Here is a 12,228-nt window from a genome sequence, read left to right on the forward strand (position 1 = left end):
TTCTCCCTGACGGACGGTGATCCCCGAACCTCAGCGGTGCCGGGCGCCGGCCGGAGACGGCGTACGGAGTCGGTGGAGGCGGTCAGGACCGGCTGGGCGCCGCCTTCGGCGTGAGGGTCGAGGTGGGCGACGTCGTGGTCGAGGGGTAGATGTTGGAGACGGCGCCGCGGACGTAGTCCACGTAGGAGATCGCCCAGGCCGGGATCTGGGAGCGGGTGGTGGTTCCGCGCGCCAGGAGGATGGTGGTGAACCCGTACTTCTTCGCTGCCTTGAGGATGCTGAGGGCGTAGGCCCGGCCGCCGGTGAGGTTCGACAGCACCTTGACCTGCACCCGGCTCTGCCAGGCGCTGCCGTACGCCGTCTGGGCGGCGCTGCGGAGGTTCGCGAAGGCTGCGTCGAGGACGGCCGGGGAGTTGAAGGGACGGATGTTCTTCACCTCCCACTCGGTCGAGATCCCGTAGGACGCGTTCTGCTTGAAGGTGGTCAGCACGTTGCGCAGGCCCTTGCGCTTCCTGATGTTGGCCCAGTTCTGGGTCTCGAAGCGTCCCTTCTTGAGCCATTTCGGGTTGTACGGCGCCCCGTGGGCGTTCACCCAGACGAGCCGACTAGGGCTGGTCGCCTTCGCCGCTCCGGCCCGCTTGCTGGCGCGGTTCGCGAAGGAGATCTGGCCGTTGTTGTCGATCCACTTGTAGCCCTTGGCGGCTGCGGCCCTGGTGCCGGCCAGGGAGTCGCCCAGGGTGCCGCCGGCGGTCTTGATCCGGGTGTCGGTGTGGAAGAAGGCCTTGCCGGGCGCGGCGTAGGTGGCGCGGCCGAGCGGTGCGACCTGGGACGTCGGCTCGCTGCCGTTGGCGCTGCCGCCGAGGTTGGTGTCGGCCCACAGCAGGTAGCCGCCGTCGGCGTAGCCGGTGGTGCGGGCGGCCCCGGTGATCGGGTCCGCGCCGGTGAACGAGGCGGTCCCGTCGATGTCGGTGACGACCGTCTGCAGGACGCGGGCGTGGCCGCCGCCGGTGGCCTGGCCGGCGAGCCGGACCGCGGCGCCGGTGATCGGCAGGTTGTAGGAGTCCCGGACGGTGGCGACGAAGGAGCGGGTGGTGCCCGACACGGTGGTCTTCTGCACCCGGATCGACGCCGGGGTCTGGGCGTAGATCGCGATCACGGTGGCGTCGGAGACGACGTTGCCGTCGGTGTTCGTCGAGGTGGCGCGGATGACGCTGAAGCCCGCGGAGGCGGGGGTCGGGGCGAGGTCGACGGGGACGTACGGGGTGCCGTTGCGGACCGTGGTCGCCGGTGCCTTGACCCGGAGCGCGGGTGCGGTGGTGGTGCTCCACATCGGGTCGGCGAGCGTCGTCGCGGCGCCCGTGTTCGTGGTGAGACCGACGGTCGCCCAGCTGTGGCCGTCAGCCCGGCGGTAGATCCCGACCCGGTTGTCCTCGACGGTGTTGCTCGCCTTGCCGTTGACGTTGGCGTAGGTCAGGGAGAACCGGAACCGGGTGCCCGCGTCGGTCACGAGCACGGCGGCGTCGGCGAAGGTCTCGCCGACCACGACGCCGTTCGTGTCGTAGGCGACGGCCTCGAGGTCGTAGGCCCCGGCGGTGGCCGGGAGGCTGACGGTGCCGTCGAAGAGCCGGGAGGTGGCCGCAGGGTCGGCGTGGCTGTCCGGGGTGAGGGTGGTGCTGGTGAGCTCCCAGGAGCTGTCGTCGGCGGCGTCGGGCCGGTAGTAGACGGCGATGTGGTGGACGCTGGCGGGCGCTCCGAGGAGCACGTGCACGGAGGTGCTGGTCGCGCCCTTCGGGACCGCACCGCCGGCGGGGGTGAAGAAGGTGACCGCCACAGCGCCGGCGGCCGGGGGCGCGGGGAGCGGGCCGGTCGCCTGGCCGGTCGCCTGGGCGTTGACCGGGACGCTGACGGCGGCGGTCGCGGCGACCGCGATCACCAGCGGACGGATGATGCCCCTGAGACTCATGTGAAAGAAGATAAGTGAAGTTCCTGTGAGTTCCATATCCCTTCACGGATCCCTTCACGGATCCCTGGGCGTCTCCCGTCGCGCCGATCCGCCGGGGGCTCGCCCGACCTCAGCGGTGGAGGGCGCCGGCGGCGTGCGCCGTACGGAGCCGCTCCAGGGCGTCGCGGAGCACCGCCGGCTGCTTGCAGAACGCCCACCTGACGTACTGGTCGCCCAGCCCGGAGTCGTAGAAGACCTGCAACGGGATCGCCACCACGCCGGCCCGCTCGGGCAGCGCCCGGCACAGCTCCATCCCGTCACGCCAGCCCAGGGCGCTGATGTCGCTGATCGCAAAGTAGGTGCCAGCCGGGGACAGCGTCGGCAGGCCGACCTCGTTGAGGCCCGCGACCAGCAGGTCACGGCGCTCCCGCAGGTCCGTGGCCAGCGCCGCTGGCCAGGCGTCGTGCTCGTCCAGGGCGATCGCCGCCGCCGGCTGCAGCGGACCGCCCGAGACGTAGGTCAGCCACTGCTTCGCGGCATAGACGGCGTCGACCAGGTGCGCCGGCCCGCTGGCCCAGCCGACCTTCCAGCCGGTGAGCGAGAACGACTTGCCGATGCTGGAGATGGTGAGGCTGCGCTCGGCCATGCCGGGCAGCGTCGCGATCGGAACGTGGGCGCCGGGGGTGAAGGTCAGGTGCTCGTAGACCTCGTCGGAGATCACGATCAGGTCGTGCTCGATCGCTACCGCGGCGACCTGCTCCAGCTCGGCCCGCGACAGCACCGCCCCGGTCGGGTTGTGCGGGGAGTTGAGCAGGACGAAGCGGGTGCGCGCGGTGACCGCCGCCCGCAGCGCCTCGGCGTCGAGCCGGAACGACGGCGCGATCAGGGGCACCGGACGACGTACCGCACCGGCCAGGGCGAGGGTGGCCAGGTAGGAGTCGTAGAACGGCTCCAGGACGAGCACCTCGTCACCGGCCTCGATCAGACCGAGTACGGCGGCAGCGATCGCCTCCGTCGCACCGGTCGTGACCACGACCTCGGTGTCGGGATCGACCTGGAGACCGTAGTGCCGGGCCTGGTGGGCGGCGATCGCCCGGCGCAGCGCGGGCACGCCGCGCCCGGGCGGGTACTGGTTGGCCGTCCCCGGGGTCGAGTGCAGTGCGGCCGCCGCGGCGTCGAGTACCGCGGTTGGGCCGTCGGTGTCGGGGAAGCCCTGACCGAGGTTGATCGCCCCGGTGGCCACGGCCAGCGCCGACATCTCACCGAAGACGGTCTCGGGGATGCCGCTCAGGCGTTGCGCTCTCACGCGGCCTACCCTAGGCGCCGTGACTGACCAGACTCTCGCCGCTGACATCGACGCCACCTGCCGCCTGCACGGCAGCTTCACCCTGCGCTCGGGCCAGGTGTCGGACACCTACTTCGACAAGTACCTCTTCGAGGCGCAGCCGGCGCTGCTCGACCGGGTCGCCACCCAGATGGTCGACCTGCTGCCCGAGGGCACCGAGCTGCTCGGCGCCCTCGAGCTCGGCGGCGTGCCGATCGCGACGATGGTCTCGGCCAAGACCGGCATCCCGGTGGTCTTCATCCGCAAGCAGGCCAAGGAGTACGGCACCGCCAAGCTCGCCGAGGGTCCGGCCTTCGACGGCAAGCGGATGACCCTGATCGAGGACGTGATCACCTCCGGCGGCGCCGTCCGCGACGCGGTCAACGTGCTGCGTCCGGCCGGGGCGATCATCGACACCGTGGTCTGCGCCATCGACCGCTCGCCGGTCACCGGCGAGGCGCTGCGCGACGTCGCCCTGGAGATCCGCCCGGTGCTGACCAAGGACGAGCTGGACGCGGTCGCCCAGGCGTGAGTCGCTCCGACGGCACGGCGCGCACCGCCGACTGCTGAGAAACATCGACACGGCCCCTCTTCCATCCGGAAGAGGGGCCGTGTCGACGTTCTCGGAGGCTCAGCGGGTCAGCAGCGCCCGGATCTTCTCCTCGCCCAGCGCCAGGAACAGCGTGGGCAGACGCGGACCGCGCTCGGCCGCGACCAGCAGGTCGTAGAGCAGCGCGAAGAGCGCCTTCTGGTCGGCCTTGACCTCGTCGGTCGGCGCCTCGGTCAGCTCCAGGCCGTGTGCGAGCTTCGGCACGCCGTAGATGATCGACGTCAGGTCGTCCAGGGTGAACGGCGAGGGCAGGTTCGCGACCAGGGTGTCGATCCAGCCGGCCTCGACCTCGCTCAACGTGCCCAGACGCTCGGCGGCGACCTCGCGCACCGTGGTGCGGTCCTCCTCGGCGACGTACTCGCTCATCCAAGTCATCGCCTTGTCCAGCCGCGGCTGGAGGTCCTCGATGGAGTCGAGCTCGTAGCCCGAGCCCGCCACGACCGAGGCGATCATGTCGGCGTTGCCGGCGGTGACGTCGGCGACCGAGGAGAGCAGCCGGAACGGGACGGTGGTGGCCGGCGTCGGCAGCACCCCGGCGGCCTGCGTGGCCGAGGCGCGCTCGAAGGCGAGCACCTGGACGTCGCGCTTGGTGCCGGCCGCGGCCTTCTTGGTGAGCGAGTCCCACTCGTCGTACAGCCGCACGACCTCGGGGCCGAAGTCGATCGTGAACGCCTGCTTGGGCGCGCGCCGGGCGTAGAGCCAACGCAGCATCGGGGCCTCCAGCACGCGCAGCGCGTCGGCCGGGATCGGCACGCCGCCGGCCGAGGACGACATCTTCTGCATGCCCGCGAAGCCGACGAAGGCGTAGGCCACGTAGGACGGTGCAGCGCCGCCGAAGATCTCCTTCACCAGCTCCTTGCCGACCGTGTACGACGATCCCGGGGTCGAGTGGTCCAGGCCGCCGGGCTCGAAGTTGACGCCCTCGAAGGCCCAACGCATCGGCCAGTCGACCTTCCAGACCAGCTTGCCCTCGAAGTCGGTGGCGACGTTGATGGTGTGCGACTCACCGCACGAGTCGCAGGTGTAGGAGAGCTCGTGGGTCTCGTCGCTGTAGGCGGTGATCGACGTGGTGTCCTTGCCACAGCCCCGGCAGTAGGGCTTGAACGGGAACCGCGCGAACCCGTCCGTCGAGTCGGTGGTGTCGTCGTCGGCGGTGACGGAGTCGGCCAGGGCGGCGGCCTCCTGCTCGTCCTCGGACGCGGCGGCGGGCTTGGTGCGGTAGCGCGAGAGCACCGTCTCGATGGTGTCGCGGTGCGCGATCGCGTGCAGCACCTGGTCGCGGTAAGTGCCGGCGCGGTACTGCTCGGTCTGGTTGATCTCCTCCATCACGCAGCCCATCTGGGCCAGCGCGGCGCGCAGCGGCTCCTTGAAGTGCTCGGCCCAGGAGGTGTGGCACTCCCACGGGTCGGGCACCGCGGTCAGCGGCTTGCCGATGTGCTCGGCCCACTCCGCCGGCGCACCGGCGGGGACCTTGCGGTAGCGGTCGTAGTCGTCCCAGGAGTGCAGGTGGCGGACGTTCAGGCCGCGGCGGCGCAGCTCCTCGGCGACGAAGTGCGAGGTCAGGAACTCGCGCAGGTTGCCCAGGTGGATCGGGCCCGAGGGGCTGATCCCGCTGGCGACGGTCACCGGCTTGGAGGTGTCGCCGGCCCGTTCCCAGTGGCGGAGGGCATCGTCGGCGGCGCGGGTGACCCAGTCGGTCGGTTCAGCAGTGGGCATGCCCTCAAATCTACTGTCGGACGGTCCCGGTCAACGAACCGGTTTGCCTGCGCCGCCTCGACGCGGGCACTGGCCCGGCACCGGCCGGGCGCTGCGCTAGCCTGCGCGCATGGCCCCACGCAGCAACGAGACGCTGCTCACCGCGTTGGGCTTCTCCCGCGCCACCGGCCGGCTGTACGAGCGGCTGCTGATCCAGGACGGCCTCGCGGTGGCCAAGGTCGCGGCCGCGATGGACCTCGAGCCCGCGACGCTGGCCGAGCGGATGGCACCGCTGGTCCAGGCCGAGATCGTCGCCGTCGAGCGCGGCCGGCTCCAGGTACGACGTCCGGCGCAGGTGGTCAGCGCGATGCTGCAACGTGCCAGCGACGAGGCCGACGAGGCCCAGCGCCGGATCGGCGAGATCGCCCAGGTGCTGCCGCTGCTGGCCGAACCCGGCCAGCCCGGCCAGGGCGGTGCCGAGACCCTCGACGTCGGGGACCCGATCGACGGCGAGATCGTGGTCAACGAGGACCGGGCCGAGCAGATCCGGACCCTGACCCGCTCCAGCGGCGGCGACCTGCTCTGGCTGCGCCCCGACCAGTGGCGCGAGGGCTGGGAGGGCGAGATGAGCGGCGTCGTGTCCGACCTGCTCGCCTCGGGCCGGCGGGTGCGGGCGATCTACCCGGTCCGGGTGCTCACCGATGCACCCGAGGTGCCGCGGCTGCGCGCCGAGATGGGGGAGGAGATCCGGCTGCTGGCCGAGCTGCCCACCCGGATGGTCGTCGTCGGCACCAGCCACGTCCTGCTCCCCGAGCCGTTGGGCTACACCGCCTCCCCGCGCAGCGTGATCCGGCAGCGGGGCGTCGTGGAGCTCGCCGTACTCCTGTTCGAGCAGCTCTGGGCGCAGGCCACCCCGCTGCCGGGAGTGCAGAGCACCGGCCGTGACGACCTGCGTCGCTTCCTGGTCGCCGAGCTCGCCGCGGGGTCGCAGGACGAGCAGATCGCACGCCGTCTGGGCCTGTCCCTGCGCACCGTGCGGCGGCGGGTCGCGGAGCTGATGGAGGAGCTCGGAGCCAGCTCGCGCTTCCAGGCCGGGGTCGAGGCGGCCCGACGCGGCTGGCTCTAGCCGTGTACCGGACGGTAAGGTAGGGCCAGTGCCAGCAATAGCAATCATCGGGGCCCAGTGGGGCGACGAGGGCAAGGGCAAGGCCACCGACCTGCTCGGTAGCAGTGTCGACTACGTGGTGAAGTTCAACGGCGGCAACAACGCCGGACACACCGTAGTCATTCCACAGCCGGACGGCTCGGAGGAGAAGTACGCGCTTCACCTCCTTCCCAGCGGGATCCTGACCCCGGGGTGCACCCCGGTCATCGGCAACGGTGTCGTGGTCGACCTTGAGGTCCTCTTCGAGGAGATCGAGGGCCTGGAGGCGCGGGGGATCGACACGTCGAACCTCAAGCTCTCGGCCAACGCCCACGTCATCGCCAGCTACAACCGCGAGATCGACAAGGTCAACGAGCGGTTCCTCGGCTCCCGCCGGATCGGCACCACCGGTCGCGGCATCGGCCCGACGTACGCCGACAAGATGAACCGGATCGGCATCCGCGTCCAGGACCTCTTCGACGAGTCGATCCTGCGCGGCAAGGTCGAGGGCGCGCTGGAGCTCAAGAACCAGATCCTGACGAAGGTCTACAACCGTCGCGGGTTCACCGTCGACGCCATCGTCGAGGAGCTTCTCGGGTACGCCGAGCGCGTGCGGCCCTACGTCTGCGACACCGCTCTGCTGCTGCACGAGGCGCTGCAGGACAACAAGACGGTCCTGCTCGAGGCCGGCCAGGCCACGCTGCTCGACGTCGACCACGGCACCTACCCGTTCGTGACGTCCTCGTCGGCCACCGCCGGTGGCGCCTGCACCGGCTCGGGCATCGCCCCGGCCCAGCTCCAGCAGGTCGTCGGCATCGTCAAGGCCTACAGCACCCGCGTGGGTGAGGGCCCGTTCCCGACCGAGCTCTTCGACGAGTCCGGTGAGTTCCTGCGCCAGAACGGCTGGGAGTTCGGCACCACCACCGGCCGCCCGCGCCGCTGTGGCTGGTACGACGCGGTCGTGGCGCGCTACGCCGCCCGGATCAACGGCGTCACCGACTTCTGCCTGACCAAGCTCGACGTGCTCACCGGGATCGAGTCGATCCCGGTCTGCGTGGCGTACGACGTCGACGGCGTCCGCCACGACGAGATGCCGGTCAACCAGTCGGACTTCCACCACGCCAAGCCGATCTTCGAGTACCTCCCCGGCTGGACCGAGGACATCTCCGGAGCCCGCTCGCTCGACGAGCTGCCGGCCAACGCTCAGGCCTACATCAAGCGCGTCGAGGAGCTCTCCGGCGCCCGGATGTCGGTCGTCGGCGTCGGCCCGTCGCGCGACGAGACGGTGATCATCCACCCGCTCGTCTGAGCCCTCTGCGCGGATCCTTCGCGCAGCGACTCGCCGCCTCTCCCTCGGGAGGGGCGGCGAGTCGTCGTGTGGGGATCTCCACAGGTCGGGAACGATCCGGTGCCGACCCCGAGCGTTCACCTCCGGGCCCGGGCAGGCGCGGACCCCGCATGGCAGGGTGGAGGCGACATCCGCCTGCGAACCTCGGGAGTTCCCATGCCACTGACCTCACTGCGCCCTCGTGCAGCCCTGCTCGCCGCCACCGCCCTCGGTGCCGCCTGCGTCGCCGTCGCGGCGGCCCCCGCCCACGCGGAGACGGTGAGCGTCACCTGCACCGGCACCGCCCAGGTGCTCGCCGAGACGAACACCGACTACCGGCTGGTGGGGGTGTGCGGCCCGATCACGCTGTCGGGCTCGAACAGCACCCTGACCGGCGGCCGGGTCGCGGCGCTGACGGTGAGCGGGACGAACGCCTCGGTGACCCTCGGTGCCGTCGGACCGGTGACCGTGACGGGCAGTCAGGGCGTCCTCACCGTGACCTCGGCCGGTGCCGTCCGTCTCGCCGGGGCGAACGCCACCCTCAAGGCGGGCCCGATCGGCAACCTCGCCGTCACCGGCTCCAACGCCCAGGTCTCCTTCACCTCCGCCGCGGCGATCTCGGCCGGCACCAACGCGCACCTGGTCGGCCGCTCGGCCACCTCGCTGCGGATCGGGGCCTCCAACGTCAGTGCCGTCCTGTCCGGGGACGTCCGCACCGTCGTGGTGACGCGCTCCAACAGCACGGTGCGGGCGCGCAACGTCAGGACGGCCACCGTCAAGGGCAGCAACAACGTGGTGCGGGTGCGCACCCTCAAGCGCCTCACGGTGCGGGGCGTCAACCAGACCGTCGTGGTCAAGAAGGGCACCACGAAGGCCAGCATCAAGGGCCGCAACCTGGTGATCAAGATCCGTGTGCCCAAGAAGAAGCGGTGATCCCAGCGACGTACGCCGCCCGCACGGGGCGGGGCGCCGACGGTTAGGGTGGCGGCCGTGAAGATCCTCGTCATCGGCACCGGTGGGCGCGAGCATGCGCTCGCCCTCGCGCTCTCGCGCGAAGGCCACACGGTGCACGCCGCCCCGGGCAACCCCGGCATCGGCTCTCTCGGAATGCTGCACGACGTCGACCCGATGAACGGAGGTGCCGTCGCCGCTGTGGCCGGTGCCCTGGGCGTGGACCTGGTGGTGGTGGGGCCGGAGGCTCCGCTGGTCGCCGGTGTCGCCGACGCCGTCCGTGCCGCGGGGATCCCGGTCTTCGGCCCGAGCGAGGCTGCGGCCCAGCTCGAGGGCTCCAAGGCGTTCTCCAAGGACGTCATGTCCGCCGCCGGGGTGCCGACGGCGCGTTCGCGCGTGGCGACGACCGCCGAGGAGGCCGCTGCGGCCCTGGACGAGTTCGGGGCGCCGTACGTCGTCAAGGACGACGCTCTGGCTGCGGGCAAGGGTGTCGTGGTGACCAACGACCGCGCCGAGGCGCTGGCCCACGCCGGCGCCTGCGGCCGGGTGGTGATCGAGGAGTTCCTCTCCGGACCCGAGGTCTCGCTCTTCTGCGTCTGCGACGGCGAGCGGGCCTACCCGCTGCAGCCGGCGCAGGACTTCAAGCGGATCTTCGACGGTGGCCAGGGCGGCAACACCGGCGGCATGGGCTCCTACTCGCCGCTGACCTGGGCGCAGCCGGACCTGGCCTCGGTCGTGATCGAGCAGGTCGTCGAGCCGACCCTGGCCGAGATGGCCAAGCGCGACGCCCCGTTCGTCGGGTGCCTCTACGTCGGCCTCGCCCTGACCGAGGACGGTCCGCGGGTGATCGAGTTCAACGTCCGCTTCGGTGACCCGGACGTCCAGCCGGTGCTGGCGCTGCTCACCTCGTCGCTGGCCGAGCTGCTGCTCGCCGCGGCGAACGGTGCACTGGACGGCGTACCGGCGCCGACGTTCTCCGAGGGTGCGGCGGTCACCGTCGTGCTCGCCTCGCGGGGCTACCCGGAGTCCTCCTCGCGCGGTGACGTGATCACCGGCGTCGAGGCCGCTCAGGCGCACGAGGGCGTCGACGTGATCCACGCCGGCACCGCGGAGTCGGCCGAGGGCGACCTGGTCACCGCCGGTGGCCGGGTGCTGGCCGTGCGGGCGGTGGGCTCCTCGGTGGCCGAGGCTCGCACGCGTGCCTACGCCGCCGCCGACGAGATCGCCTTCGACGGTCTCCAGCGCCGTTCCGACATCGCGGCGGAGCCGCTCGGCGTGGTCGAGGGCGCAGCCGTCCTCTGACCGACCATCTGTGACTGCTGAGGCGCATGGGGCAACCCATGCGCCTCAGTGGTCTCACGGCCCCGGCCGGATCGCCTGCGCCGCCCGGGCCCGTGGGAGAATGCGGCCGTGGCTGTTCCTAACGTTCTCGCTGGTCGATACGCATCCAAGCAGCTCGCGGAGATCTGGTCTCCCGAGCACAAAATCGTGCTGGAGCGTCAGCTCTGGATCGCTGTGCTCAAGGCGCAGCGCGAGCTGGGCATCGAGGTCCCCGACGGCGTGATCGAGGCCTACGAGAAGGTCGTCGACCAGGTCGACCTGGCCTCCATCGCCGCCCGCGAGAAGGTCACCCGGCACGACGTGAAGGCCCGGATCGAGGAGTTCAGCGACCTCGCCGGCCACGAGCACATCCACAAGGGGATGACCTCGCGCGACCTTACCGAGAACGTCGAGCAGCTCCAGATCCTCTCCTCGCTGCGTCTGGTCCGCGACCGCGCCGTCGCCGCCCTGGCCCGCCTGGCCCGCCTGGCCGCTGAGCACGAGACCACCGTGATGGCCGGCCGCAGCCACAACGTCGCCGCCCAGGCCACCACGCTGGGCAAGCGCTTCGCCACCGTCGCCGACGAGATGCTGGTCGCGTTCGACCGCCTCGAGGAGCTGATCGCCCGCTACCCGCTGCGCGGCATCAAGGGCCCGATGGGCACCGCCCAGGACATGCTCGACCTGCTCGACGGCGACGCCGACAAGCTGGCGCAGCTCGAGACCGCTGTGGCCAAGCACCTGGGCTTCGACAAGGTCTTCACCTCCGTCGGTCAGGTCTACCCGCGCTCCCTCGACTTCGACGTCGTGGCGGCCCTGGTCCAGCTGGTCAGTGGTCCGAGCAACCTGACCACCACCATCCGTCTGATGGCCGGCAACGAGATCGTCACCGAGGGCTTCAAGGAGGGCCAGGTCGGCTCCTCGGCGATGCCGCACAAGATGAACTCGCGCTCCTCGGAGCGGGTCAACGGCCTCGCCGTCGTCCTGCGCGGCCACCTGTCGATGATCAGCGAGCTGGCCGGCGACCAGTGGAACGAGGGAGACGTCTCTGACTCCGTCGTACGTCGTGTCGCGCTGCCCGACGCCTTCTTCGCCACCGACGGCCTGTTCGAGACCTTCCTGACGGTGCTCGACGAGTTCGGCGCCTTCCCGGCCGTCATCCAGCGCGAGCTCGACCGCTACCTGCCGTTCCTGGCCACCACCAAGGTGCTGATGGCGGCGGTGAAGAAGGGCGTCGGTCGGGAGGTCGGCCACGAGGCGATCAAGGAGGCTGCCGTCGGCACCGCCCTGGACATGCGCAAGGGGCAGGCGACCAACGACGTCTTCGAGCGCCTGGCCGCCGACGGGCGTCTCGGCCTCTCCCTGGACGAGCTGCACCAGCTGGTCAGCGACCCGATCGACTTCACCGGTGCCGCGCGTGCCCAGGTGCGCTCGCTGGTGGACCAGGTCGGGGCCGTGGCGGCGCGCTACCCCGAGGCCGCCGCCTACACGCCGGGCGACATCCTCTGACCCGTTCCAGGCGCTCCGTTCCGGGCCCTCGTCTGCTCCCTGTGGGGCGGATGGGGGCCCGAATTGGTCTCCCGGACACACCCGTGTAATGTTTCACCTGTCGCCGAGAGCGGCTCCCAAAGCCGGGGGATACCCCCTGAGGCTCAAGTGAGTCGGACCGGCGGCCGCCCGCGTCACCACGTCGCTGATCAACGTCAAGTTGGTCGAGACGGACGGACACGGTAATGTTTTACAGGTTGCCCCGCAGTCGGCCCGGGAGGTTGGCACGGTGTGCGTGTGATTCTTGAGAACTCAACAGTGTGTCATTGATAGTCGATGAATTAATTTTGTATACCCCGTCGACACTTCGGTGTTGATGGTTTTCTTTGACAATGATTCTGACAATGTGCAGCCACGTTGTGGTTGT

9 protein-coding genes are annotated in these 12,228 nt (G+C 70.8%); 6 read left to right on the top strand and 3 right to left on the bottom strand.

Features of this window, described 5'->3' with window-relative positions; genetic code table 11:
* Positions 1–82: 82 nt before the first annotated feature.
* A complete protein-coding gene (locus Q1V88_RS16120) occupies positions 83–1,963 on the bottom strand; it encodes a hypothetical protein (RefSeq protein ID WP_300682317.1) in 1,881 nt (626 codons plus the stop codon).
* A 109-nt stretch (positions 1,964–2,072) separates the two neighbouring features.
* Positions 2,073–3,248: a pyridoxal phosphate-dependent aminotransferase gene (locus tag Q1V88_RS16125; RefSeq protein ID WP_300682318.1), complete on the bottom strand. Its 1,176-nt coding sequence runs from the start codon at positions 3,246–3,248 to the stop codon at positions 2,073–2,075.
* A 19-nt stretch (positions 3,249–3,267) separates the two neighbouring features.
* On the opposite strand from Q1V88_RS16125, the gene pyrE reads away from it, so the two are divergent.
* The gene (gene pyrE, locus Q1V88_RS16130; RefSeq protein WP_300682319.1) at positions 3,268–3,798 is read left to right on the top strand and encodes an orotate phosphoribosyltransferase; all 531 of its coding nucleotides are present in this window, start codon (positions 3,268–3,270) and stop codon (positions 3,796–3,798) included.
* Positions 3,799–3,897: 99 nt separating this feature from the next.
* Here the strand turns inward: pyrE and lysS are convergent, their stop codons facing one another.
* Positions 3,898–5,592: a lysine--tRNA ligase gene (gene lysS / locus Q1V88_RS16135; protein WP_300682320.1), complete on the bottom strand. Its 1,695-nt coding sequence runs from the start codon at positions 5,590–5,592 to the stop codon at positions 3,898–3,900.
* Between the two features lie 109 nt (positions 5,593–5,701).
* Between lysS and Q1V88_RS16140 the strand changes: the two genes are divergently transcribed.
* The 5 genes from Q1V88_RS16140 to purB all read left to right on the top strand — a co-directional run bounded on the left by Q1V88_RS16140 (position 5,702) and on the right by purB (position 11,822).
* Positions 5,702–6,697: a LuxR C-terminal-related transcriptional regulator gene (locus Q1V88_RS16140; RefSeq protein ID WP_300682321.1), complete on the top strand. Its 996-nt coding sequence runs from the start codon at positions 5,702–5,704 to the stop codon at positions 6,695–6,697.
* A 28-nt stretch (positions 6,698–6,725) separates the two neighbouring features.
* Positions 6,726–8,024 carry an adenylosuccinate synthase gene (locus Q1V88_RS16145; protein ID WP_300682322.1) on the top strand — a complete coding sequence of 433 codons (1,299 nt, stop codon included), beginning with the start codon at positions 6,726–6,728 and terminating at the stop codon, positions 8,022–8,024.
* A 195-nt stretch (positions 8,025–8,219) separates the two neighbouring features.
* Positions 8,220–8,975 carry a DUF3060 domain-containing protein gene (locus Q1V88_RS16150; protein ID WP_300682323.1) on the top strand — a complete coding sequence of 252 codons (756 nt, stop codon included), beginning with the start codon at positions 8,220–8,222 and terminating at the stop codon, positions 8,973–8,975.
* A 57-nt stretch (positions 8,976–9,032) separates the two neighbouring features.
* Positions 9,033–10,295, top strand: coding sequence for a phosphoribosylamine--glycine ligase (gene purD, locus Q1V88_RS16155; RefSeq protein WP_300682324.1), 1,263 nt, complete (start codon positions 9,033–9,035; stop codon positions 10,293–10,295).
* A gap of 108 nt (positions 10,296–10,403) precedes the next feature.
* On the top strand, positions 10,404–11,822 hold the full coding sequence (purB, locus tag Q1V88_RS16160) for an adenylosuccinate lyase (RefSeq protein WP_300682325.1): 1,419 nt from the start codon (positions 10,404–10,406) through the stop codon (positions 11,820–11,822).
* Positions 11,823–12,228 lie beyond the last annotated feature (406 nt).

It is taken from the genome of Nocardioides sp., assembly GCF_030150155.1.
GTDB lineage: Bacteria > Actinomycetota > Actinomycetes > Propionibacteriales > Nocardioidaceae > Nocardioides.